Source organism: Acidocella sp. MX-AZ03 (assembly GCF_027626035.1).
GTDB classification, from domain to species: Bacteria; Pseudomonadota; Alphaproteobacteria; order Acetobacterales; family Acetobacteraceae; genus Acidocella; species Acidocella facilis.
In genome coordinates this window covers 1,816,325-1,840,777 of sequence record NZ_CP110774.1, presented here as the reverse complement: position 1 = coordinate 1,840,777, position 24,453 = coordinate 1,816,325, and the positions used below count along the sequence as shown (strand labels likewise).

The window sequence follows — 24,453 nt, the reverse complement described above, 5'->3', positions numbered from 1 at the left end:
GCGAAGCACAAGTCAAATGTCAACCAGAATCAGTTCATGGAGAAATAACTCAGCGGCTTTCCACGATCGATGAAGCTTAAAGGGACAACGGGCATCGCGGTATATGTAGGTTAGGATATGGCCGGTGGATCGATTGCTAGATGGCCACCTTAAATACGCTGACGCTTAAGTTTCTGAATTGACTAAGTCTACGTCATCTTTGCTAAATGGAATCTTAACAAACCCCTGGCATTTGATTACCTCATCATGCGGGATGGAGTGCATTGTGGCACGGCGTAATACTTATCAAGCAAACGTCGCCTTCACGCTGACACGCGCATTTCCTGCTTTGCTTTTAACGGGAGCAGTTGGCGCTTTGGCAATTCTGCTCCTCACTTGGTCTGCGAAGCAGACTGATCAGATTTCTGTCCTACGGCAAGAAGAAGTAGTCGTTCATATCGTCTCTCAAATGCGTGCCCAGATCGCACACGACCAGGAAAGCTCGACCGTTTGGGACACCGCGATCCAAAAGACCCGAGCAGATGATACAGAATGGATGGATAACAATTTGGGCACTTGGATGCACTCCTATTTTGGTTTTGATGGTGCCTATGTACTGAATTCTCAAAACATCCCGATTTATGCCTTCGCTAATGGTACAATAACTGCTCCCTTGGCCTATGACGCGATCGGCGCGCAGGTTGCACCGCTCGTTCGAATCCTACGACATAACATGCGTGATGGCGTCGGTACCATGATGTCCGGGGACACACTTTCGCCAGGCGTCGCCGATATCATGGTGATCTGCGGCCACCCAGCGATTGTCAGCGTTAAACCAATCGTGTCGGATTCAGGAAGTATCAAGCAGGTCGCCGGCACCGAGTATTTACATGTCGCAGTTCGCTTCCTCGATGGCTCATTCGTCCAACAGTTGACAAGCGAATACTTGTTCGACGGACTACATTTCGCCTGGCTTCCTATGCATAGCCCGACCGAGGCAGCTTATCCAATTGATAATAATGCAGGCAGGCTGGTTGGTTATTTCATCTGGCGCCCAGAGCGACCTGGTACCACTATGCTGGCAAAAGCCATGCCTATACTCGAGGCGCTTCTTTTCCTGGCGCTAATTACTGTCATGGGCTTCGTGGCGGCTGTCCGTAGTCGCTCACTTATGCTACGGGCAAGTGAGGTTCGGATGCGCCATCTGGCGTTTCACGATCCGCTGACGAGTCTGCCAAACCGCATGTTTTTCAACGAGTGTGTAGATGAGGCCCTCGATGAACGCGGGGGTGCTTCTATCGCGCTGCTCTACCTTGATCTTGACCGTTTCAAAGAGGTCAATGACTCATTGGGCCATCCAGCCGGCGATGCGCTAATTAAAGAATTTGCCACACGCCTCCGCGCCTTGGTTCGAGATGGAGACGTTGTCGCCCGCATTGGCGGCGACGAATTCACTATCATGCTAGTCAATGTCTGTAGCAGGGAAGAGGTCGAGCCGCTGTGTACGCGCATTGTAGAGTCGGTTCGCAGACCATTCGACCTTGACGGTAATCGAATGTTTGTTGGTCTGAGCATCGGCGTGGCGATTGCTCCCCAAGACGGAAATAGTCGCATTGAATTGCTTCGAAAGGCTGACATAGCGCTCTACAGTGCCAAATCCGCTGGGCGGGGGCGCTATACATTTTTTGACGCGAGTATGGACGATGCCATTACTTTCCGGCAAGAAATCGAGATGGATTTACGCGCTGCTCTTCAAGTCGAAGGTGAGATCGTTCTGCATTATCAACCGATCTACTCGGCAAACGGCTATGCAATCACAGGATTTGAGGCTCTCCTGCGCTGGCGTCACGCCAAGCATGGTTGGATTTCGCCAGAAGTGTTTATCCCAATTGCCGAGGCAAGCGGCTTAATCGAGACGCTCGGCGAATGGGTCCTCCGAGAGGCATGTCAGGCGGCGCTCAATTGGCCACACCGAACAGTTGCGGTCAACGCTTCTGGCGTCGAACTTTCGAATCCTCTCTACGCAACGAAAGTTGCAACTATCCTACGCATGACCGGCTTACCGGCATCACGTCTCGAAATCGAGCTCACCGAAACTGCCGCAGACAGTCATGTGGGGGCCGCAGCAGACAATCTTTTATCGTTACGGGCACTTGGCGTTCGAATTGCCATCGATGACTTTGGAGTCGGCTTTTCGTCCCTCGCACGGCTCAATCATATCACCGTAGACCGCGTTAAGATAGACCGGAGCTTCATCAGTGGCTTCGGAGATCAACACGGTGATGAGGCGATCGTTCGGGCGATCGTTGATCTTGCTCATACTAAGGGGCTAAGGGTCACCGCTGAGGGCGTGGAAACGCAGCAGCAGCGCGATGGCCTAACCCGGATCGGTTGCGATAACCTTCAAGGCTTTATGTTTTCGAAGGCGCGACCTGCGGTTGAAATTCCGAGAATACTCGAGAGCTTCAGCGAAGTTGCGAACGATAAAGTTTTACCTGACAACCCTGTCTTCCAGTGGCTGTAGGTGGTTAGGCTGTGTTGAGCACATCTTCGAGAGTGCGGCCCGATCGCGTCAAATCGATCCAGTTCTCTTGGCTCTGGTCGGTTGTTAACCGACAGGCTGCTAATTTGGTAAAACGAGCCCCTTGCGACTGCGATAGGCAGTATAGTGCCCATCGAAGCGATTATATTAAAAAAATTCAACTAGAAGTTTACTTTTCGGAAATATAGGGCATATTGAATATCAACACTTATTGAAAAATGGGCTGGGGCTTATGGCTAAAGAAAATATAGTCTCGAAAATAATATCGTTCATGCCAAAGGCGATTGCGGAGCTTCAGGCGGCAGAGAATTTTGAAGCCGCAGGTTTACTTCGGGCGAACCAGCTTCTCCTCGAAGCTTATTTTCGTCCCTCAGACAAGGGAGACGAGTCATTAGATCGGGTGACCGCACTTCAACCCTCGTAGCAGAGTGCGTTACCGAACCACGTTGAAGCCTGTTCCACTGCAGATGTGGGTGGGACGCTTGTTCTTTTCTGATCGCCTCCTTGAATAGCCAAAGTTACCCGGATTTACCGTAAGGGTTGCGCCGGACCTGAGACAGTGTCGTTGGTGGAAGGCTCCAGCGTCGCTGCCTTTGGTTGCAGGGACATCGGCGTGTTATTAGCGGTTGGTAGGGGGGGAGGTTGAGAGCCGAGATGGACGGCGAGATTCGCTAGGGGTAGATCATAGGTAACCGATGCGAGTCCGCCACCTCGCGGCGCGGTTTGATTTACTGGACAGTATGCCCCTGAATTTGTGTGGGGCGATATTGTGGATAATGACGGTCCTAAAGCCAGACATCAGCACAGTCATGAGGACAATGGCTACCATCGTGTTGAGCTGATCACCGGGCGGCGTCGGCGGCGGGATTGGACGCGGGAGGAGAAGGCGGAGATTCTTGCCGCGAGTGCTGCGCCTGGTGCCGTGGTTACGCAGGTTGCGCGCCGTTATGGGGTGAGCCGGGGCTTACTTTGGACATGGCGTCGCCAGGCGATGAATGATTTGGCGATGGCGGGGGATTTTGTTCCGTTGCGCATTGTGGATGATGTGGCTGGTTGCCCTATGGCTGAACCGGCTGGACCGCCCTCGGCCCGGGATCAAGCCGTGGGATCGATTGAGATAGAGATCGGGCGTACCCGGATCCGGGTGGAAGGCGCGGTTGACCAGGCTGTTTTGCGGCAGGTGCTTGGTCTGATCGGGCCAGCCCGATGATCCTGGGCATTCCGGCCCGGCCGGGGTTAAGGGTGATGGTGGCGTCCAAGCCGGTCGACTTTCGTAAAGGCATGGATGGTCTTGTTGCCCTGGTGGCGCAAGTTTTGGCGGCCGATCCATTTGCGGGCGATGTCTTCGTGTTCCGGGCCAAGCGCGCGGACCGGCTTAAACTGCTGCTTTGGGATGGCACGGGGCTTTGCCTGGTGACCAAACGATTGGAGGCAGGCGGATTTACCTGGCCGCCGGTGCAGGACGGGGCCGTCACACTGAGCCCCGCGCAGATACGCCTGCTGTTTGCTGGCATGGATTGGACGCAGATTGCAGCACGCTCTCCGGCGCTGGTGAGGCCCTCGATCCCGGCGGAAAATTCGCAGAAATTGCTGTAATTTGCTGGCGGCACAGCGGGCCTGTTTGGTAGCTTGCGTGCATGTCGGATGACCAACATTCCCCGCATGATCCAGCGCATCTGCTGGCATTGAATACAGCCCTGCGGGCGGAGAACGAGAACCTCCGGGCCGTTGTGGCGGCTTTGAAGCGGGCCTTGTTTGGTGCACGATCCGAGAAACAAGTTGAGCCCGAGGCCCAGTTACCGCTCGCTTTGGATGACCTTTCCGGCACGCCGGTGGAACTCGCCAAACCGCCAACGCCGGCGAACGCAAACCGGCCGCCGCAGCGAAAGGCGGCGCGCAATATTGGCGGGCTGCCGGTGCATCTGCCGCGGGTGGACATCACGATCGAGCCGGAGCGCAAGGCTTGCCCTTGCTGTCAGGGCAAGCTGCATGTGATCGGCGAGGATGTCAGCGAAATGCTCGACGTGGTTCCGGCAGTGTTACGCGTAAAACGCATTCACCGGCCGCGCTATGGCTGCCGCTCTTGTGAAGGGGCAGTGGTGCAGGCCAAGGCGCCGCCGCGACCGGTCGATGGCGGGCTGCCGACCCCGGCGCTGCTCGTGCATGTGGCGGTGATGAAATTCGCCTGGCACATGCCGCTGAACCGGCAGGCGCAGATGCTGGCCGGCCAGGGGATCATGCTCGACCGCTCGACTTTGGTGCATTGGGTCGCCCGGCTGGCTTGGTGGTGCAAGCCATTGCATGAATTGCTGAGCGCCATCGTTTTGAGCGCGCCAAAACTATTCTGCGATGACACGCCCTTGCCGGTTCAGGATCGCACCCGCAAACGAACGCGCATCGCAAGGATCTGGGCCTATGCGATCGATGACCGCCCCTGGGGCGGAGCACTGCCGCCGGCGGTGGTGTATTTATATGCAGAGGATCGCAAAGGTCAGCATGTCGAGGAACATCTCGCGGGCAAAGCTTGCGTGCTGCAGGTTGACGGCTATGCCGGATATAATCGGTTGACCCGGCGCGGCCGTGCCGGCGGCCCTGTGACGCTGGCTTTTTGCCTGGCACATGCACGGCGAAAGTTTTTTGAGGTGCATAAGGCAACGGATTGTCCGGTCGCCGCCGAAGCGTTGCTGCGCATTGCTGAAATCTACCGCATCGAGAAGCGTATCCGCGGCACCAGCCCCGAAGCACGCGTGGCCGTGCGCCAGGCGGAAACCCTGCCGCTGTTCGAGACGTTCAAGCCTTGGCTGCTCGACAGGCTGGCGGAAACTTCGGCCAAATCCACGCTGGCCAAGGCGATCCGCTACACGCTGGGTCATTGGGCCGGGCTGTGCGTGTTCCTGAACGATGGCCGGGTGGAGGTGGACAGCAACATCGTTGAGCGCAGCATCAGGCCCATTGCCTTGGGCAGAAAAAATTCTCTCTTCGCCGGCAGCGCCGGCGGCGGTGAGAGCTGGGCGATATTGGCCTCTCTCATCAACACGGCAAAATTGCACGATCTCGATCCGCAGACCTATCTCACCGATGTGCTGGAGCGGATGGTCTCGGGCACGACGAAGGCAAATGCGTTGGGCGAATTATTGCCGTGGAACTGGAAGGCGGCGCAGACCCAAAAGGCCATTGCGGCATGAGGCAGGCTGGCACCCGAACCGCGCAGGCTGACAGTGCGATGGATATGGAAATGCTCGACGCCTGGCTGGAGAAACAGAACCGCGTCATCGATGGCGTCTCGATGCTCGACGGCTATCTCGCCGCCATTGTCGTTGGTCCCTCCTCGATCTCCCCAGATGAATGGTTCTTTGATCTGCTTGGACCCAAGGGCAATATCGCCACCGCGCATAGCAAAACACTCAAGGCCATTATGGCGATCGTCGCCAGGCATAACGCCATCAGCGAAACCCTCTCGACCGCGCCACAAACATACGCACCAATCTTCCAACGCACCGACGCCGGCGTCGTATTCGCCGGACCATGGTGCCTGGGATTTGCCCATGCCATGAAGCTGCGATGGAGCGCCTGGGCGCCGCTGCGCGAGGCACGCGGTATCGAATGCGGCCTCATGTTACCGATCATGCTCTATTGTGCCGACCAGATCGGCGCGCCAATCAACCCACCGCCAAACGGCATCAATACAAAAGACTACCTCAAAACCGCCTACCACGACATCCCGCTCGTTATCCCCGCAATCAGAGAATTCTGGATGCCACAGCGCGTCGCCGAAGCCTCACGGTAGATCACAGCATAGCCCGTGGGGGGCTCACATCGGTTACGATCATAGCGCGCGTGCCGCCTCGCATCGGCCCTCCGCTGGTAGAGGCGGCCGGCGATAGCACCCTGCTGAAAGGCAATCCGCGTCGCCATCCCGAGGTCGGCGGACGTTATCTCTGGCGGGGAAGATAAGGGGGGCAGGGTCTTGCGGCGCAGCCGGCGATAATTGCCACCAGAACGAGCAGCGGGAGGTTGCGGCAACCGCGGAAGTCGGACTGTCTCATTACAGCCTGTGTAGTCTAGCTTGATTTTACCGTCACGATGGTTGCGTCATATGTTATGTGGCGAGTAGAACGGATCTGCTATAATCTGGAATTGCGTCGGCCCTTAATTTCAACCGAAAAATTCATCCAACTGAGCTACTGCCGGTTTGGTGGACGGCAAGATAAGCTAGCAACGCCTTGTCCTGAACTCCATAGGGTTGAGATAGTTCAGCTTTGAATGCCTGCGCCGTTGATTATAGAAACACTCGATGTATCCGAATACGTCTGCCCTTGCTTGATCACAGGTACGATATGTTTTGGCTGCTGTGCGTTCAGTTTTGAACAAGGAGAAGATGCCCTCCATTTCTGAATTGTCCCTGACAATACCGGCTCCGCTTACGAGTGATACTGATGCTGACCAGCAAGCGTTGGAATTGCTCGCTGGTATATTGTGAGCCCTGATCTGAATGATAAACTAGCGCGTCGGCTTTGCCCCGGCGCCACATTGCCATCATCAGGGCATCCATAACAGCGCCGCATCGCGCTCCGCATTTATCGACCAGTCGACGATACGCCGGGAGAAGAGATCACGAACCACGCCACCTGGAACCAGCCTTCGGCAATCCAACATAGGAGAAATGGGCAAGTGCGTGGCTAGTGCAATTACTGGAACGCCGGCCGCGCAAGATCGCGGCGGCTGCGCCGGCCAACAAGATCGCCGGAGTGATCTGGGCAGTGATGGCACGTGGTGAGGTGTACCGGCGGGAGCCGACAGTAGCCTAGCCACGAGCCGGTGTCGAGGAGGCAAAGGCGATAGAAAAAGATGGCGATCGGTCGAACCGACGAATGGTAGCAATCCAGTCCGGGTCAACGGCACATCAATGCCGTAGAAGTGTCTGGATGCCATTCGCGGAACCCATCTGGGCAGGCAGCCATGGCCCTGCGCCACAAAAGCCGTACACATGACCGCATTCGTGCCGCTGCCAAATTTCTTGTAATCTCGCTCTTGAATCCAGGGCCGTTCCACACGCGAACCGGGAATTCCACCGAGATTTGCTCTGGCTCACTTTGGCTGCTGTTTAGATGACATCGTTTGGCCGCGTCGATGGGATTATCTGCCATGCACGCTCGATTTCAGCGCGCAAACCTTGCACCGGAAGGCTTCGTTGTTGTCTCAGTACAGAGAGCATCGGCGAGGATGTCCAAATCCTGCTGCGTTCACGGTATGGCTCTGGGGCGTGTCCCGATTGCGGGCGGCTAAGTCGCCGGGTTCAGAGCCGATATGTCCGTCGACCATTGGACCTTCCTCTGGATGGCCACCGCGCCTTTCTTGCGATCATGGCGCCCCGGTCGGTGCGCCGGCATGCGGTTGATCAGACTGACGAGCTTCATGTCATAGGCATTGACGATTTCGCTTTCCGGCGGCGCCAGAGCTATGGGGGCGATCATTTGCGATCTGGAGCGCCGGAAGCCTGTTACCCTATTGCCGGACCGAGCGCTGGAGACGTCTCGAGCCTGGCTTGCCAACCGCCTGTTGATATCGATTGTTGCCCGTGACCGGGGCGGCGGATATGGCGAGGTAATCGCAAAAGGGCTGCCTGAAGCTCAGCAGGTTGCCGATCGTTGGCATCTCACGGAGAATTCAAGTCGAGCGTTTCTGGACGCCGTCAGCAAGTCCATGCGGCAGATCAGACGGTCGGTCGGCAACAATGACATTGATCCCAAGTTTCTCACCTATGCCGAGAAGCTGCAATATGAAGGCTACCGACGTCGGAAGGAAGCAAACGAAGCGATCCGGGAACTGGCGAACAACGGACCTCCATCAGGCAGATTGTCCGGCAAACAGGTCATAGCCGAAAGCTCGTTCGCGACGTTTTGCGCGGACAGCGACTGGACGTTTTCCGTACCTGGCCAAGCTCTCTGGATAGCTGGTTGCCGTGGTTGAACAGTAGATGGGAAAGCGGCGCCCGCAATGCTCAGGCACTTTGGCGTGAGATGCGCACCGAAGGCTTTATTGGTCAGAGCGGTGTCATCTCGCAATGGGCACAGCGCCGGCGCCTCGCTGAGAAGGCCAATCAAAGTAGATTTGCACGCACGCCCTCCGCCAGGGTTATTGCCCGCCTGATGACCTCGGCACGGGATGAGCTTGCTAAATCCGAAGCGATTCTGGTGGCAGTTATCGAGGCAAGCGTCCCTGAATTGGTCGCGGCGCGCAAAGCGATTGGGGACTTCCAATCCATGATCCGCCCAAAGTCAGCGGCAAAGCTCGATGAATGGCTGGAGATTGCCAAAGGCAGCCTTATCGGGTCATTCGCCAATGGCGTCGAAAAGGACCACACGGCTGCCAGAAACGCGATCGTCTCGCCATGGTCGAACGGACAGACTGAGGGGCAGATCACGCGCCTCAAACTTATCAAGCGACAGATGTATGGGCGCGCGAAACTTGACCTGCTTCAGGCGCGCGTAGTCGGCGCATGAGCATCGCCAGCAGCAAATGTGAGTCAGAGCCGCTTTTACCTGAATCAGATTGTCGCTTAATTTACGAAGACCGTATGAAAACTGTAGGTCATCGATTCGCCTGATCCCCAGCTGGTGATAGGTTTGGCCATGGCGCACATGACGGGGACGGCGCGTTCGCAGCTTCTGCTTTTACCCGAGGCGGTGGACGACTATGTGGGGCCGGAGAATCCGGCCCGCTTCATTGAAGCGTTTGTTGACGAGCTTGACCTGCAGAGTCTGGGCTTTGCCCGGGCCACGGCCAAGGCGACGGGCCGCCCGGGATACCAACCTGCGGATCTACTGAAGCTCTACATCTACGGCTGTCTCAACCGCGTGCGTTCAAGCAGGCGACTTGAGGCGGAGGCACGGCGCAACATCGAGGTCATTTGGCTGTTGCGGCACCTCAAGCCGGACTTCTAGACCATTGCGGATTCCGGCGTGAGAACCGAGCCGCCTTCATGCCGGTGTTCCGCCGGTTCGTCATCCTGTGCCCGGAGCTTGACCTGTTTGGGCGGGAGCTGCTGGCCGTGGACGGCACGCGCATCAAGGCGGTGAACAACAAGAATCGCAACTTCACTGGCGCCGCGTTGGCGACCTTCATCCGCGAGGCTGACGAGAAGCTGGCCAAATATCTGACCCGGCTGGACGAGGGCGATGCGGAAGAGGACCGGGCCGGCGGCGGCGGCAAGACCAGACTGGCGGAGAAGATCGTGGCGATCCGCGGCCGGCGCGAACGCCACCAAGCGCTGCTGGATGAGCTGGAGCGCAGCGGCGCTGACCAGATTTCGCTTACCGATCCAGACGCCCGCGCCATGGCCCGCATGACCAAGGTGGGGGTGGGTGACAACGTCCAGCTGGCCGTGGATGCCAAGCACGGGCTCATCGCCGAACAGGCGGTCAACAACCAAGTACTCGACATGGGCCTGCTGGCGCCCACTGTGACCGCCGCCATGGAGACGCTGGGTGTGGCGACAATCGAAGCCGTGGCCGACCGGGGCTATTACAAGATCGAGGACATCGCCGCCTGTGAAGCGGCGGCCATCACCGCCTATGTGCCCAAGCCGATCAAGGGCACAGCTGCCCGCGACGGACTCTTCCCCAAGGAGGTATTCCGCTATGACCCGGACCAGCATGTCTATGTCTGCCCAGGCGGGGCAACACTGGTGCCGCTCTATGAAGGCAAGCTGCGGGACAACCGTAAGGTTGATTATTGCAACCGCCAAGCTTGCCGGGACTGTGCGCTCAAGCCGCGCTGCACGACCAACAGCTATCGCCGCGTGTTCCGGCTCGACAACGAGGCGGTCATGGACCGCATGGCGACCCGGCTCGCCGCCCGACCGTAGATGATGGACCGGAGACGCGAAACGGTCGAGCATCCGTTCGGCAGCATCAAGCAGTGGATGAACCAGGGCGCGTTCCGTATGCGTAAGTTGGAGAATGTCCGTGGGGAGTTCAGCCTCACCGCACTGGCCTACAACATAAGAAGAGGCATCACCCTGGTCGGCGTGCCGAGATTAATCACCGCAGTAGCGGCATGATGAGGTAAAGCGCGGGCTTTGCACCGCCGACTGCAGAGATCATCGCCACCACGAACGAGAAAGCTGACTCGCCCGACGTGACGCACGTAACCACCCAAGCTGCAAACCAAGATGGGTTTTCACACGGTCTGTACAAGTTATGCCACAGTAGGCAACACTCCCACGCCAAGCCCACCCTCTGATGAGAGCGAACGAATCATGAGAATTTCGGCCGGGTATTGGCAACGTGGATCGATTGCTTGCTCCGGTCAGCGAACAAGAACTACAAAACCGTGGCCGTACTACTGACTAGTAAGTAACTTAGGAATGCCGGCTTGGTAGAAGTTCATTCGCGCTGACGAAGGGTAGAGGCGACGGTGCCGGTCGTCCTAGAAGGAAACCTTGAACGACGCTGCATCCTGCTGCGTAAAGGGCATCTAACTGAATTTGAGTCTCTACGCCTTCAGCGGTGACCGCGAGGTGCAGGCTGTTGCCCATCGCCAGGATCGCGTGCACCATACTTGTAGCGTCCGCGTCAATACCAAGATTTTGCACGAAGGAACGATCAATCTTCATTTTATCAAACGGAAATTGGCGAAGTGTGCCAAGAGAAGAATAGCCAGTACCAAAGTCATCGAGAGCGATGCGGATACCATGCGCCTTTAGTTGTCTCAACATCGCGAGTGCGCGTGAAGAATCATCTATCAACACACTCTCGGTTATTTCGAGCTCGAGTTGTTCAGCCGGCAGCCCAAGGCGGGTGATTGTCGCGATAATATCTTCAGGCAGGTTCGGGTTACAGAACTGGCGGGGTGAGAGATTGACTGCAAGGACGACGTCTTTCGGCCAGTCACGTGCCGTTGCTACTGAACACTCAAGCACCATTTGGCCAAGTGGCATGATCAACCCTGAGTCTTCTGCAATCGGGATGAACTCCGCGGGTGAAATCCAACCTCGCTCCAAATGGTGCCAACGCACCAAAGCCTCATAACCGACGATCCTCCGCGTAACGCAATCCACAAGAGGCTGATAATGAACGTCGAGCGTGCGCGCCTCAATTGCATGCCGTAGATCCTGTTCGATCGCCTGGCGTTCGCGGAAACGAACATCCATTCCCACCTCAAAGAAGCAATACCGATTTCGTCCTTCGCGTTTTGCTCGACCAAGCGCGAAATCTGATGCCTGCATCAGAGAAGCCGATCTGCTAGCGTTAATTGGCGCCGATGCAAGACCAACCGAGGCACCAATCATGAGAATTAAGCCATTTACTTCGACGGGCCGGCTCAGTGTTTCAATAATTCGCTCTGCCAGCCCTATAGCAGCCTCCGCAGTTGTGTTGGGCAGTAAAATTGCGAATTCGTCACCACCTAATCGCGCTACCAGATCTTCTTGTCGAACCAATCGTTGTAATCGTGATGCCACGTGCTGCAGCACCCGGTCACCTATTGGATGGCCATGCAGGTCATTCACAGCCTTAAATCGGTCCAGATCAATCATCAACAAATATGCCGGCCGTGCTGTAACGGTGGATTGGATCGTTTTGGCCAGTACTTCGTCAAATCTAACACGATTAGAAAGGCCAGTGAGCGCATCGTTAAATGCGAGGTGTTCGATCCGTGCTTCCGCCTTTCGTCGCTCAGTGATGTCACGGAGTGCAATCACGCCCGCTGGTTTTCCTTCATAGCGGATCGCTCGACTTGCGATTTCGACACATAATATCCTGCTACTTTCAACAGCGATTTCAATCTCGTCGATCGAGTGCACCTCAGCGAAAAGATGTGGACGTAGGGTATTGCGGCACTTGGGCGCCACGATCTCGGCCACGTCGCGTCCCGCAAGTCCCTCCGCGCTGGATTCGAGCATGTGGCACAGCACGTTGTTTGCCCACAAGATTACACCATCAGCGTGAATGAGCAGACCCTCGATCGTGCAGTCCGCCACCTCGCGCAGTCGCGCCGCTTCTTGTCGGACCCAGCGCCAGCGTTGATCGAAAACAGCAATAACCGACGCCAATCCGATCACCATTGCACACGCGGCGGCTGAAGTAAGAGTGGCGTTTCTGCCAATCAGAATTCCACCAACCGCTGGTTCCGTGCCAGGCAAATAGCGAGTGCCGGCCATGGCGATGAAATGTATAGCCGCAATTCCGAGGACCAGAAAAATCCCCGTTTCCACCACCGCGCCAGCACACGATAATGCGTCCACTCGCCGCCAAGCTAGTGTGCTCAGTATCATACCAAGCGTTATGGCCAGGATCACGCAACCAGGTTGATAGTCCAAGCGTCCGTCGAACCGCATCGCTGCCATGCCGGTAAAATGCATTGCCGCCACGCTGCCCCCAGAATTGCCCCCGAAGCAACCCGACGAAATATGACCGGGTTAGGCGCCAATACGAGCGCAAACGCGGGCGCTGCTCCAAAAATTGCGCAGGCTGCTGACAACACTGTCGGTAGAAGGGCATAGCCCATTTCCATATCCGGCTCTTGGGCCATCATGGCGACAAAGTGGGTCGTCCAGACTCCACTTCCAAAGATCAACACGGCTAAGCCGAGCCAGAACGAGCATTTCCCCGCTCCTTTGGTTCTTGCCCGCGCAACGAGAAATGCGGCGCAGAGACAAGAACCGAAACCGATCGCGATCGCTAACAAAATCCATGCCCAGGCGATTATCGACATGGACCGTTCTCTAGCGGATTCTTGAGCGCCATAACGCGCACGCCTGCCAGTATTTGTTGCATTTTATGCGATCTAATGCATCTTCACAAACATAATATTAATTTCTCCGCCGTAAGACATAACGTATTTACGGATTGTGTCTTCTCCAGGAGAAGAGGCCTTCTCGCGATGAGCCGCCACCATTCCTTGCAGTGCTAGATCTAAAGATTCAGGCTTATTCAGCCGGATGGCGCATAATTTAGGATTTACGCGAGATTGCTGGATGGCGAGGACGGGTTTGCCACGCGGAGCACCGTCTCCTGGTGGCCACTCATGGAAGCTGGCCTCGCGAACGAAAAGACCCAACAAAGCCGCCATGCCACGTTATCAACAGAAAACATTTTCACGTCTGGAATGCCTGCTTCCGAGCATCCAATTCGAGCCCGGGAATGACTAAACAGGGCGCTTCTTTCCGTCCAATATTTGGGACAATTGGTGCTGTGAGCAGACTGGCTGCTTTTTGTGGTTTTTAAAGCAAAACGGCTATTGGCTAAACCGTGACGAGGCCTAAACGTCAAGCGGTTGAACGGTCTCCGCTTGGCGTGACGCCGAACTGCCGCTGATAGGCGCGGGTGAATGCTGTTTCAGATTGGTAACCGACATCTTCAGCAATGACCGCGAGCGGCGCACGGCTCGCGCGGATACGGCCCCTGGCGATGGTAAGTCGCAACTCCGCAAGGTAAGCGGCTGGCGCCATGTTAACGGCCGCCTGAAATTGCCGGACCAGCGTGGCGCGGGACGTATTGGCACAAGAGGCCAGCTCGTCCAACGACCAGGGCCGGGCAGGGTTGTTCAGCATACTGATAAGCGCCTTTGCGGGTTGCTGTCGCGTTAGCAGCGCCAGCACGCCATGCCGAGGCGCAGCGGCGGCCAGATGTGTGCGCAACACGATGACCATGACGGCCAGTGCGAGCGAACTCGCCACAGCGGCAGCACCTGGCCGATCCTCCTCAAGCTCATTTTGCATTAGCAGTTTGCTGAAAAACCCGAAACTTGGTTTTATTTTTTCTGATTTAGCTTTGGGGCCTGGATTTTGGTTCAAGTGATTGAAGTTTCTTGCCGGTTTCTGGACTTTTTTCGTCCAGCGGACAGACTCGTCCCTTATATTGCCACCATTTTTGGAATGCGTACCAGATTATAGGCGATCAGGTTGAGCATGAAGGTGCCGGCGACCCGCGCAACGCCGCGCAGCTTGGTCTTGCGCATCGTGCCGTGCTGCTTGCCCCAGCCGAATATGCACTCGATCATCGCCCGGCGGGTCTGCGACATCGCATAACCGGGATGGCGCGTGGTGCGTCCGTCAATCGCGCTGCGGCGGTGCCTGCCGGTTTTGGTCTCACCGTTGTTTTGTGTGACATGCGGTGTCACGCCGGCGTCGCGCAGATTGGCGACATGATCGGCGGTATCGTAAGCCTTGTCTTCGCCTACGGTGATCCGCCCGGCGGCCGACTTGGCTTTGGCTTTCAACATCGCTTCCGAGGCTTCACGCTCAGCCGTGCCTGTGGCCTGGGTCACTCGGCCACCCACCGCCAAGCCGTGCCGGTTGTCCATCAGCGCGTGCCCCATATACGAAAGCTTTGCCTCCCGCCCAGCGGCCTTGCGGTACAGCCGGCTTTCCGGGTCGGTGGTGCTGGCATGGGTATCGTTCTTACGCTTCTGACCGTGGAAATCCGAACCATCATCGTCGCTGCCATCCTTCGGCCGGAAGCTCTTCTGCGACGCCCACGCCTCGATCAGCGTGCCGTCCACCGAGAAATGCTCATCCGATAGTAGCGGCGTCACCCGCGGGTGGTTCAGCAGCCGGCTCATGAATTTCTGGAATATATCGCCGTTCTGCAGGCGCTCGCGGTTCTTGCTAAACGTGGTCGGGTTCCAGACCGGATCATCCGGGGATAAGCCCACAAACCAGCGGTACAGGAGATTATAATCCAGTTGCTCCATCAACTGCCGTTCCGAGCGAATCCCGTACAGCACCTGGATCAGCAGCGCGCTCAGCAATTGTTCAGGCGGCACCGAGGGCCGGCCTTCCCTGGAATACAGCCAGGCAAAGCTGCGGCTCATCTCATGCAGAACATCCCGCACCAAAGCACGGATCGCTCGCAACGGATGGGTCGCCGGAACCCGTGTTTCTGGTGAAACATACGAAAACATCCCGCCCTGATCTCGAAAAGAACCCCGCACCCCACGCCTCACAAAACCTGCCAGCCAAAGTGAATCACATCATAATCCCGGCCGCCAGGAGTTTTTCAGCAAACTGTTAGAGCAATCATACCGGAGATACGCTCCGCATCGCCGCCACCGGAAAAGGGCACCACTATGACGTGCGGCAGGGCAGCCAGCACCGTGTTATGACTAGCCTGTTCGAAATGAAACCGCCCGCACAGCAGCCCGGTATCGCCGGCATCCGTCACATTCGTTTTGACGGCGATTGCATCGTAGCTGCGCTGCAGCAGGCGCATATGCATGGCCTGCCCGGTTGCCTCCCGCAGTGCCCGTACGGTGTGCGGGCCGCCATGCGGTAGTACGGCGATATCGCCCGCGCGCAATGTCAACGGGGCTGAATCAGGCGTTTCCAGCAGGCATGTGCCTACGGTGACGATATGAAACGGCGCCCAGCCTTCCGGCTCCGGTGCGTGAGCTGCCGCCCATTGCGCACCGAAGCGGCAGATATTCTGCAATTCGGGCCGTACACGCAGCAGCGGCGTAAGAGCAGCGAAGATTTCAGCTTCCTTCATATTCTCACCGCTACGCGAATTGATCCGCGCGGCGTGGTGATCGCGCGGCCCGGATAAGAGGAAAATCAGGGGTTCCGCGTAGAGTCCGTGGGTCCGAAGCAAGGAGCACCGTCATGAACGTATCTTCCCTTCCCTCTGTTGCTGTCACTCCCCCACAGCGTCACCGCCGGCGAGGACCGCGCTACGGCTGCCCGCCGTCCCGGCCGCGTTCTTTGACATGGTGCTGGGTCTTGCGGGGCTTGGCAATGCCTGGCGCGCCGCGACCGCCGCCTGGCATCTGCCGGCCATCATCGGCGAAGTTCTAATGGGCCTGGCGACCATCGTCTGGGCCATTCTTGCCGTGCTTTACGCGCTAAAATGGGTATTCCGGCGTCAGGAGGCGCTCGCCGAGGCGCTACACCCTGTGCAATGCTGCTTCATCGGACTGGGCGGGGTGTCGACAATGCTGATCGCGCTAGCCGTTCTGCCCTACGCGCGTTCCATCGCCTTCCTCTTGTTCCTGACGGGCGCAGCCTTCACCGCCGGCTTCGGAATCTGGCGTACCGGGCTGCTGTGGCAGGGGGGACGGGATCCCGCCACCACCACCCCGGTGCTCTATCTGCCTAGCGTTGCCGGCGGGTTTGTTGCCGCCGCCGCCGCCGCCTTCGTCTACCTTAGCTGAGTCCGGACTCGCTCCACAACGCCTCAAACTCGAGGTTACTGAAACGGTTCTAATGCAGAAAATATCTAAAAATATTAGTAAGGTGACCGCCTTACGAGAACATGGGGTGACCCTCGTGCTGGACGATTTCGGTTCACTACTCATCACTCGCCTATCTGGACAATTTTCGATTCGATTTTATTAAGATCGACAAATCATTCCTTACCAATATCCACCGCGCCGATGACTCCCAGCCGATCTTCGAGGCAATAATCGCGATGGCCGGCGCTCTTAAAATTCCAGTCACTGTAGAGGCGGTCGAGACCCAAACCCAGCTCGATTACGTCACCCGCCTCGGCTGCCCTTATGTACAGGGCTATTTCTTAGCCCGCCCGATGAAGCTGCCTGCTTTGCTCAATCTTCTGCATGCGAATCAGGTCGCCAATCTCCGGGTTGCCGGTTCCGGGAGTGAAGGCCCGGTCTAGACCCTCGATATCAAAGGAAAAATCAACAACGACAAGGGCGCGCAATAAGTTTTAGTTGATCGTTAAATAGTTGGGTGCATGCTTTTGCCACTTTACTTGTGTCTGTTCAGTATTTGGTAGATTGTGGCTAAGGGCGTATCAGAGGTGGCGACTCGATAATGGGGTTAATAAAAGGGAATCCCGAAGAAACTAAACCATGTAACGGCTGTCGAGGGGGAAAATTCGACAAGCCGCTGACTATGGCGTTCCAGCCGATCGTCGATGTCGAAGCACGATCAGTGTTCGCCTATGAGGCCTTAGTGCGTGGCCCCGCTGGAGAGTCAGCGGGGAGCATATTGCAAACCATTGGTCAGTCGGAACTCTATGCCTTTGACCAAGCATGTCGGGTAACGGCGATTGAAACCGCGGCCGCTCTTAGTCTAGGCGACAGTTCCTGCGACCTCTCTATTAATTTCCTGCCCAATGCAGTCTATGAACCACGGGCTTGTATTCGTACCACGCTAGAGGCCGCCGCTCGGACCAGCTTTCCTACCCAAAAACTCATCTTTGAAATCAGTGAGAGAGAGTTATTGAGCTCGCCCGATCATTTAGCTAAAATCGTTATGGAATACGCAGCTATGGGCTTCCGTACAGCGGTTGATGATTTTGGATCGGGATATTCAAACCTTAATCTCCTCGCAAAATTTGTCCCGCATCTGGTGAAGCTCGACATGGAACTTATTCGAGGTATTGAGGCGGATAAAAGGCGCAGAAGTATCGTCGCCCATTGCGCAGCGATGTGTCGGGAAATGGGGATCTCCGTCGTTGCCGAAGGCATCGAAACGATCAATGAATACTCAGTCTTAAACGACCTGGGGATCACTTTAATGCAAGGCTATCTTTTCGCAAAGCCGGGCTTTCGTAGTCTGCCAATCCCTACATGGCCAAGCTGATCGTCTTTATAGTTTACCGTATAGATTCGGTCGGATTATATGGCCACTGAGGTCTCTCCGATAATGCAGGCGTCATACCGATCTGCTGGTCTGGTGAACACGAGGATAAGATCGTGACCCATGAACCCTAGGCTGGAGCGGTCAATACTGATCCTGTCTCGACTTTGATCTTCCTGAGTCGGTTGGTTTCTTCAGACGACGATGGAGCAGATCAACCTGCAGGCCAAAGCGTTGTTTAACGCCATCGAACAGACGATGCCACGGCAAGTGCCTCGGCCGCGCCCCTCCTAGCCTCTCGCCCCGACAGCTTTTGCTGGCGTGCGTTTGGCGTTTTGGGCGGGATCGCGGGGGCGGGCACCATTTTTGGACTTGGCCGAGCTTTTGGTTGCCTGCACGCTGGCGACCCTATATTCGCCCAGATCACTAGAGAGCTCCCCCGCCCATGCGCGCTGTTATTACGCCCGTAATTCGTCTGATCAGCAGCGCCGCCTCGATCATTGATCAGATCGAGCTGTGCCGCCGCTATCGGGCGGCAAGGCTGGGTTCTGACGACCCATTACGAAGATGCCGTCAGCGGCGCTAGTGCTCTCACCCGCGTCGGTTTCCAGCGGTTGATGCGCGGCGATGTCCGGGGCCTTGATGTGGTGGTGACCGAGGCGATCGACCGGCTGGGGCGGAATCTCGCCGACGTCGCCGGCTGCTTTGACCAACTGAGTTTCAGCATAAAATTTTGTAATTCCGTCGGGGTACCTGCCATGACTGAGGGCGGTTTCGATCCAGTTCATCCACGATGGGGGCGACAGGCTGGGATTGAGTCAAAGCCGTCGCGGTATTGTCTGGGTCCACGGCCCCGCACGGAGGACGTGCCACCATATCGCAGCATATTTGCTACGTCATTCTGCGCATTTGCGCGAGCCACCGCGCGATCCTACCGCGCGATGTAACCCATTGGGCCGGTCTACCTCTTATTTGAACACAAAATTCTGCACGCGCTGGCCGTAAGCTAGGCAGGCGCGCGCTACCCCGGGTAAACGCGCCGTCCAGCCGATGTGGTTGTGCTCACGTCATAGGCGACAAGTATAAGCATACTCAACTATCTCCAGATGGAAGCAGGGCATGGTCCTTAGACTCCGAGCCGCATAAACAATCGCTGCATCGGCGCGATGGAACGCCGGTGGCTTAAGAAAAAGTATGGGAAAATCCATGGTCGCATAGCATTCTTGCCCTTTAGGCCCGGGATGGGGGAACCATATCGAACCTCATCAACCCGGGGCCCGCTTTGTCAAGCTTTGCCAATAATGCCGGACAGGAAATCGTCGGCTGCCCGGATTGCGGCGCGATCCAGGCGATCTCCACAGGCGCTGCCCGGGGTGCGCGGCGTTGCGGGCGCTGCGGCCGTACGCTGGAGCGGATGAACGGGCGCAGCCTGCTGGGCGGGCTGGGCTGTGCACTCGCGACACTCCTGCTGCTTTTCCCCGCCAACCTGCTGCCTATTTTACAGGTGAACATTCTGGCGGCAACGAATATCAGCTTTATCGGTTCCGGCGTGTTTGGCATCTGGACGCAAGGCTGGCCGGTGGCTGCCATTGTGGTCGGGCTGGAAATTGTTGTGCTGCCGTTTCTACGCTTCGGGCTGCTCAGCGCCGTGCTCGGCATGTTGTGGGCAGGCCAGCGCGCCCGTTGGCTTGGCCCCGCTTTCCGCTGGGCGGAGTATCTGGACCAATGGGCGATGATCGACGTGTTTCTGTTCGGCGGGCTTATCGGCTATGCGCGGGTGGTACATGCCATGCCCGTCCAGATACTGGCAGGCGGGTATTGTGCCATCTGCGCGGCGTTCTTCTCCCTTGTCACCCGCGCTGCCTTGGAGCGGCGAGAGATCTGGCGTCTCATCGGCCCGGCCGCGACGCAACGCGAGGAAAAGATGATCTGCTGCACAAGCTGCGATTATCCCTTGCCCGCTACGCAGGAGGGTAAACGTTGCCCGCGCTGTCACGCGCGCGTCTGGCATTGTCGTCCTTACGCGGCCATGCGCGCCTTGGCGCTTACGCTGGCCGCCTTCGCCTTCTACCCCATCGCCTATATCTATCCGATGGAATCGAGCGATGTACTGGATGATCTGCACGGCTACTCGATCATGACCGGCGTGCTGAAGCTGGTGCAGGCGGATCTATGGTTTTTCGCCGCCGTCGTGTTTATCGCCAGTGTCGCGATTCCGCTGCTTAAGCTGTTTGCCTTCGCGTGGTTCGGCATGTCCATCCATCGCCGCTCGGCAGCCAGATTGCGTCTGAAGACCAAGCTCTATCGGCTCATCGACACCATCGGCCGCTGGTCGCATATCGACGTGTTCACCGTCTCCGTCTTCCTGCCATTGATGCAGCTCAACGGGCTGCTGTCCATCGTGGTTGGTAAGGCGCTGCCGGCGTTTCTGGCGGTTGTGGTCATCACCATGGCGGCCACCTCCTTCTTCGACCCCCGGGCATTGTGGCTGGCGGCGGAGCGGCGGGCATGAGCGGGGACGACCGAAACATCCCCGAGGAGAATCCGCCGGAAGAAGCCGTGTTCAAACCCTCGCGTTGGCCTGGTTTGATCTGGGCAGTACCGCTGGCGGCGGTGGCGATCATCGCCTGGCTTGGCATCAGTGCTCTCACACATAGTGGCCCTTCGGTGGAGGTATGGTTTCCAGTCACCGGCGGGCTGAAACCCGGCACCACCAAGGTGCAGTATCAAGGCTTTAATGTCGGTCATGTCGGAGACGTCACGATCTCGAAATCATTGAATCAGATGAAGGTGCAGATCGACTTCGACTCCTCGATGGCGGGACATCTTGGACCCGGCACGCGCTATTGGATCGAGGGCGCGAATTTCAGCCTCAGCAATCTGTCCGATATCAAGGAGGTGATCTCCGGTCCAGTGATCGGCGTTGACCCGCGCCCAGGCAAAACCGTGGGCAAGGCGCAAGGTCTGGGCGAGGCGCCGGTGCTTAAATCCGCCGAGCCGGGACTGCAACTGGCGCTGGTGACACCCGAGCTCTCGCATATTTCTTCCGGCTCGCCGGTTTTCTACAAGGGTTACAAGGTGGGGCAGGTGCTGGACGTGGCGATGGCGCCGGACGGAAAGCAATTCACCATCCGCATCTTCGTTAAAGCCCAGTGGCAGAATTTGGTGAAGGCGGATTCTCGGTTCTGGTATGCCGGTGCGGTGCGTGTGTCCACCGCTGGCGGGCCGGGCGTGCAGTTGGAATCCGTGCCGGCTTTGCTGCTTGGGGCGGTGGCCTTTGAAACGCCGAAGGGCAATGCGGCATCCGCTGAAAACGAAGCAAACTACACGCTCTACGACAGCAAGGCCCAGGCCGAGAACGCGCCAGGCAGCGGCGCCGTGCTCTACCAGGCGCTGTTCGCGGGCGGCCCGCACGGGCTCGCCGTTGGGGCCCCGGTGCAGCTGGAAGGCTCGCCGGTGGGCAGCGTAACGGCTGTGACCATGCGCTACGATGCCACCGCCAAGCGCCTGGAGACATTGGTGACGTTGGCGTTGCAGCCGCAGCGCATCAACCTCGCCAACGGCACGTGGAATCTCGCCGACCCCGCGCCGCAGATGAACGCGATGCTGGCTACGCTGATCGCCCAAGGCCTGCGGGCGGAGCTGGGCAGCAGCGTGCCGGTGGTGGGCGGCAAGACAATCCAGCTGGATCTGGTGAAGGACGCGCCCCCCGCCGCCTTGCAGCCCGGCAACCCGCCTGAGTTGCCGGTATTCGGTAGCGGCGGTGGCGATGTGGGACAGGTGATCGCCCAGGTGAATGACATTCTCGCCAGCATCAACGCCATGCCGTTGGATAAAATCGCGGTGAATATCCACAGCGCGACGTCACGCCTCGCTGCTTTGGCCAAATCACGGCAGACGAAACAGACGTTGCTTCATCTCGACCGCGCAATGGCGCACGTGGATGATATCACCCGCCAGGCCAAGGCGCAGCTTCCCGCGATCCTGGCCTCCCTGCGCCAGACGGCGGCACAGGCGCAGGCGGCGCTGGCCTCGGCACGGGGCATGCTGAGTCCGCAAGGCCCGGCCAATGCCAGTACGGACGAGGCTGGCCTGCCGCATACGCTCTACGAGCTGAGCCAAGCCGCTGCTTCTTTGCGGGCGCTGGCGGATTACCTCAACAGCCATCCCGGCGCTCTCATCGCCGGGCGGGGGACTGACCATGTGGCGCGCACTGTTTTTGCTGGCCTTGCTCAGCCTGGCGGGATGCGCCGGCAAGCCGACGACCTATCTGGCCCTCGCGCCTATTAGCCCGGTGCAGCCACACTCTGCCGGGGGGCTCCCGGCGCTAGCCGTCGGCTCCGTTGACATTCCGCCGGCGATCGGCCGCCGGCAGTTTACCGCTGCCACGGCAGCGGGCACATTGCATGTGAGCGGCAAGATCGAGTGGGCCGGCCCGCTGGGCCGATGGCGCGGATTGTGCTGGCGCAAGACTTGGCGGCACGCCTGCCAGAGGCCAAAGTGCTGATGCCTGGCGATCCGGTACCGCCAAACGGCGCTGCTTCCGTGCATGTCTCGATGCAAGAGTTCATGCCGGATGGCGCGGGCAGTGTAGCACTACAAGCAGATTGGTTCGTGACCGCGCCGCAGGCAGGCGGGCTGCTGGCGCAAGGCCGCTTCAGTCGCGCATTACCCTGCGGGAAGAGCCCTGCCGCGCAGGCTCGAGAAATGAGCGGCCTGCTGGCCCATCTCGCCGATACCATCGCGCGCGGTTTGCTCAGCCGCGCCGGAGGTTCACTCTAACGTCTGGCGCGCGCCAACAGCGCCGCGCCGCCCGGGCTCACTAGGGTAACGGCCGCCAGGCTGATGCCTGGATGCTGTTCCGCTGTGAATCAGGATTGAAGTGGGACCCCTCCAAAAATCGCTTAAAGCCATTGATATTAAGCCAGAAGCTCAGCCTAAGCGGGGTCCCAATCGGCGCCGCTTGGGACCCCGCTAAACACCAATTCTTCTTTTTGAATCAATGAGTTGGTTTAGGTTTTTGCTGTCACCCCACTTCGGCGCCGATCCACAAGTTGGTGGTATCGGACACGCCGTACATTCTCGCCTATCGAGGGGAACAAGATGCCGTTGTGATTCTGTGCCTGCTCCATGGCGCGCAGAATTGGCCGCGTCGATTCAAGGCTACGTAAAGCCAAGTTACCCGATTAGGGCATTTCTGGTAAAAAACAGCAGATGAGGGCGGTTTTCTAGGGTATTTATTAGGGTAATAGGAGATATGCACCATTTTCCATGTGTTTATCAGCTAGATATAAAGCAGGCTGTTCGGCTCATAACCTGAAGGTCCCTGGTTCAAATCCAGGTCCCGCAACCACCAATACCGAACTCATGAACAAGTCAGGAACGCCCTCAGTGCTACGCGCAGAGGGCGTTGTTTTTGTTGGGGTGGGAGGTAGGCCGAGACGAACCATCGAGGCCAGTGCGCCGGTCAGGATGATTTGCGGCTCGCCATCTTTGGGAGCTGGACCGACCTCTATCCGCTCAATCAGATCGCGCATGGCTTCCAGGGAAGCGTTATTGCTGCCGTTGGCCGCAGCGAGTTCGGTGTGTAATGCGGCAACCCGTTGCCGATACAGCCCAGCCAGGTTCGGGTGGATCGCAGGCGCTGGTGCTGCTGGGGCGGCGAGGCGCTCCTGCAACGACGCCTTCTGTTGGGAAAGATCGTCCAATTGCTGTTTAAGCTCGTCGCTGCGGAACCCATCCATGATGGCCTCGACGATTTTATCGAGCTTGCGCTGGATCACGTTAAGGCGGTTTTGCTCCTGAACACGGTTGGCATTGCTCTCGGCAGCCAGACGATTCCACTCGGCGGTGAACTCAGTCACGAAGGCACCGACAGCCTCTGGATCCATTAGATTGTGCCGGAGCGCCTCAATGACAGCACTCTCCAATCGGGCCCGCTTGAGGCTGGTCCTGTTGGAGCAAGTGCCGCGCCGACGGGCCGGGCCGCATGCGAGGTAATCGCCGCCAAAGGCGCTCAGGACATGGCCGCAACAGGCGCAAAACACTTTGTTGGTCAGGAGATGCTTCGCGCGCCGCTTCTCCCAGAATTTGGGCCGATCGGGCTTATTGGCACCGGAAGCATCGCGGATATTTGCTAGGCGGCCTTGGACCTGGTCCCATAGCTCTTGGTCTACGATCCTCAAGCTCGGCACCTCCATCGTCGACCATTCTTCTTTGGGTTCATGCGCGAAACGCGTTTACCGGTAGCTGGGTCTTTCAGATAACGCATACGGTTCCAGACCATGCGCCCGATATAGAGTTCGTTCCTTAAAATTCCCGTGCCGCGTGTGGCATGGCCACGGATAGTCGTATCCAGCCAGGGACGCCCTTCTGGACCTGGGATGGC

The 24,453-nt window shown here is 57.8% G+C and carries 23 protein-coding genes and 4 pseudogenes; 17 read left to right on the top strand and 10 right to left on the bottom strand.

Translation table 11 applies throughout. The annotated features are described in order from the left end of the window. Positions 1–265: 265 nt before the first annotated feature. The 5 genes from GT370_RS10305 to GT370_RS10285 all read left to right on the top strand — a co-directional run bounded on the left by GT370_RS10305 (position 266) and on the right by GT370_RS10285 (position 6,308). Positions 266–2,503 carry a bifunctional diguanylate cyclase/phosphodiesterase gene (locus GT370_RS10305; RefSeq protein ID WP_051060414.1) on the top strand — a complete coding sequence of 746 codons (2,238 nt, stop codon included), beginning with the start codon at positions 266–268 and terminating at the stop codon, positions 2,501–2,503. A 787-nt stretch (positions 2,504–3,290) separates the two neighbouring features. After that, positions 3,291–3,731, top strand: a complete 441-nt coding sequence (tnpA, locus tag GT370_RS10300) for an IS66-like element accessory protein TnpA (RefSeq protein WP_083878915.1) — start codon at positions 3,291–3,293, stop codon at positions 3,729–3,731. Next, positions 3,728–4,117, top strand: a complete 390-nt coding sequence (gene tnpB, locus GT370_RS10295) for an IS66 family insertion sequence element accessory protein TnpB (RefSeq protein WP_144052888.1) — start codon at positions 3,728–3,730, stop codon at positions 4,115–4,117. The genes tnpA and tnpB overlap by 4 nt, the downstream gene beginning before the upstream one ends. Before the next feature lie 41 nt (positions 4,118–4,158). Next, positions 4,159–5,706 (top strand): IS66 family transposase, encoded by a 1,548-nt coding sequence (tnpC, locus tag GT370_RS10290; RefSeq protein ID WP_008495811.1) that lies wholly within the window; start codon positions 4,159–4,161, stop codon positions 5,704–5,706. Further along, positions 5,661–6,308, top strand: coding sequence for a UPF0149 family protein (locus GT370_RS10285; RefSeq protein WP_144052887.1), 648 nt, complete (start codon positions 5,661–5,663; stop codon positions 6,306–6,308). The genes tnpC and GT370_RS10285 overlap by 46 nt, the downstream gene beginning before the upstream one ends. Positions 6,309–6,733: 425 nt before the next feature. On the opposite strand, the pseudogene GT370_RS10280 reads toward GT370_RS10285, so the two are convergent. Further along, positions 6,734–7,185, bottom strand: a pseudogene (locus tag GT370_RS10280) (transposase); the annotation flags it as partial. On the opposite strand from GT370_RS10280, the pseudogene GT370_RS21430 reads away from it, so the two are divergent. The 5 genes and pseudogenes from GT370_RS21430 to GT370_RS10260 form a co-directional block, all read left to right on the top strand. Further along, positions 7,183–7,329 (top strand): annotated as a pseudogene (locus tag GT370_RS21430) (IS110 family transposase); the annotation flags it as partial. The pseudogenes GT370_RS10280 and GT370_RS21430 overlap by 3 nt on opposite strands. 337 nt (positions 7,330–7,666) lie before the next feature. Further along, a pseudogene (locus GT370_RS10275) lies at positions 7,667–9,024 on the top strand (ISL3 family transposase). 129 nt (positions 9,025–9,153) lie between these two features. After that, on the top strand, positions 9,154–9,465 hold the full coding sequence (locus GT370_RS10270; protein ID WP_205619852.1) for a transposase: 312 nt from the start codon (positions 9,154–9,156) through the stop codon (positions 9,463–9,465). A 38-nt stretch (positions 9,466–9,503) separates the two neighbouring features. After that, positions 9,504–10,388, top strand: a complete 885-nt coding sequence (locus GT370_RS10265; RefSeq protein WP_205619851.1) for a hypothetical protein — start codon at positions 9,504–9,506, stop codon at positions 10,386–10,388. Next, a complete protein-coding gene (locus tag GT370_RS10260) occupies positions 10,389–10,583 on the top strand; it encodes a transposase (protein ID WP_205619850.1) in 195 nt (64 codons plus the stop codon). A 300-nt stretch (positions 10,584–10,883) separates the two neighbouring features. Here GT370_RS10260 and GT370_RS10255 read toward each other — a convergent pair whose 3' ends face one another. The 6 genes from GT370_RS10255 to GT370_RS10235 all read right to left on the bottom strand — a co-directional run bounded on the left by GT370_RS10255 (position 10,884) and on the right by GT370_RS10235 (position 16,011). Next, the gene (locus tag GT370_RS10255) at positions 10,884–12,893 is read right to left on the bottom strand and encodes a putative bifunctional diguanylate cyclase/phosphodiesterase (RefSeq protein WP_270184320.1); all 2,010 of its coding nucleotides are present in this window, start codon (positions 12,891–12,893) and stop codon (positions 10,884–10,886) included. Next, the gene (locus GT370_RS21425) at positions 12,818–13,237 is read right to left on the bottom strand and encodes an MHYT domain-containing protein (protein WP_442865519.1); all 420 of its coding nucleotides are present in this window, start codon (positions 13,235–13,237) and stop codon (positions 12,818–12,820) included. The genes GT370_RS10255 and GT370_RS21425 overlap by 76 nt, the downstream gene beginning before the upstream one ends. 72 nt (positions 13,238–13,309) lie before the next feature. Continuing rightward, positions 13,310–13,582, bottom strand: coding sequence for a hypothetical protein (locus GT370_RS10250; RefSeq protein WP_270184319.1), 273 nt, complete (start codon positions 13,580–13,582; stop codon positions 13,310–13,312). A gap of 208 nt (positions 13,583–13,790) precedes the next feature. Then, the gene (locus GT370_RS10245; RefSeq protein ID WP_270184318.1) at positions 13,791–14,318 is read right to left on the bottom strand and encodes a helix-turn-helix domain-containing protein; all 528 of its coding nucleotides are present in this window, start codon (positions 14,316–14,318) and stop codon (positions 13,791–13,793) included. Between the two features lie 59 nt (positions 14,319–14,377). Continuing rightward, the gene (locus tag GT370_RS10240; RefSeq protein ID WP_083878918.1) at positions 14,378–15,457 is read right to left on the bottom strand and encodes an IS5 family transposase; all 1,080 of its coding nucleotides are present in this window, start codon (positions 15,455–15,457) and stop codon (positions 14,378–14,380) included. A gap of 65 nt (positions 15,458–15,522) precedes the next feature. Further along, entirely contained in the window at positions 15,523–16,011 is a 489-nt protein-coding gene (locus GT370_RS10235; RefSeq protein WP_051060410.1) for a cupin domain-containing protein, read from the bottom strand. Positions 16,012–16,132: 121 nt separating this feature from the next. Here GT370_RS10235 and GT370_RS10230 point away from each other — a divergent pair, with 121 nt between their 5' ends. Further along, positions 16,133–16,672 carry a potassium-tellurite ethidium and proflavin transporter gene (locus GT370_RS10230; RefSeq protein ID WP_333490072.1) on the top strand — a complete coding sequence of 180 codons (540 nt, stop codon included), beginning with the start codon at positions 16,133–16,135 and terminating at the stop codon, positions 16,670–16,672. A gap of 125 nt (positions 16,673–16,797) precedes the next feature. Next, positions 16,798–17,034: pseudogene (locus tag GT370_RS10225) on the top strand (EAL domain-containing protein); the annotation flags it as partial. Here the strand turns inward: GT370_RS10225 and GT370_RS21420 are convergent. Further along, the gene (locus GT370_RS21420) at positions 17,035–17,181 is read right to left on the bottom strand and encodes an arginase family protein (RefSeq protein WP_008495664.1); all 147 of its coding nucleotides are present in this window, start codon (positions 17,179–17,181) and stop codon (positions 17,035–17,037) included. It abuts the pseudogene before it with no gap. Positions 17,182–17,375: 194 nt separating this feature from the next. Here GT370_RS21420 and GT370_RS10220 point away from each other — a divergent pair, with 194 nt between their 5' ends. The 5 genes from GT370_RS10220 to GT370_RS10195 all read left to right on the top strand — a co-directional run bounded on the left by GT370_RS10220 (position 17,376) and on the right by GT370_RS10195 (position 22,847). Continuing rightward, positions 17,376–18,068: an EAL domain-containing protein gene (locus tag GT370_RS10220; RefSeq protein ID WP_008495663.1), complete on the top strand. Its 693-nt coding sequence runs from the start codon at positions 17,376–17,378 to the stop codon at positions 18,066–18,068. 497 nt (positions 18,069–18,565) lie between these two features. Then, complete coding sequence (locus tag GT370_RS21415) at positions 18,566–19,012, top strand: recombinase family protein (RefSeq protein ID WP_083878863.1); 447 nt, start codon at positions 18,566–18,568, stop codon at positions 19,010–19,012. A gap of 335 nt (positions 19,013–19,347) precedes the next feature. Continuing rightward, positions 19,348–20,577 carry a paraquat-inducible protein A gene (locus GT370_RS10210; protein WP_008495661.1) on the top strand — a complete coding sequence of 410 codons (1,230 nt, stop codon included), beginning with the start codon at positions 19,348–19,350 and terminating at the stop codon, positions 20,575–20,577. Then, a complete protein-coding gene (locus GT370_RS10205) occupies positions 20,574–22,355 on the top strand; it encodes a PqiB family protein (RefSeq protein WP_270184317.1) in 1,782 nt (593 codons plus the stop codon). The genes GT370_RS10210 and GT370_RS10205 overlap by 4 nt, the downstream gene beginning before the upstream one ends. 135 nt (positions 22,356–22,490) lie before the next feature. Further along, the gene (locus GT370_RS10195) at positions 22,491–22,847 is read left to right on the top strand and encodes a PqiC family protein (protein WP_333490053.1); all 357 of its coding nucleotides are present in this window, start codon (positions 22,491–22,493) and stop codon (positions 22,845–22,847) included. Between the two features lie 527 nt (positions 22,848–23,374). Here GT370_RS10195 and GT370_RS10190 read toward each other — a convergent pair. Together GT370_RS10190 and GT370_RS10185 are read right to left on the bottom strand one after the other, a co-directional pair. Then, on the bottom strand, positions 23,375–24,265 hold the full coding sequence (locus tag GT370_RS10190) for a zinc ribbon domain-containing protein (RefSeq protein ID WP_270184315.1): 891 nt from the start codon (positions 24,263–24,265) through the stop codon (positions 23,375–23,377). Then, positions 24,247–24,423: a recombinase family protein gene (locus GT370_RS10185; RefSeq protein WP_270184379.1), complete on the bottom strand. Its 177-nt coding sequence runs from the start codon at positions 24,421–24,423 to the stop codon at positions 24,247–24,249. Before GT370_RS10185 ends, GT370_RS10190 begins: the two co-directional genes overlap by 19 nt. Between the last annotated feature and the right edge of the window lie 30 nt (positions 24,424–24,453).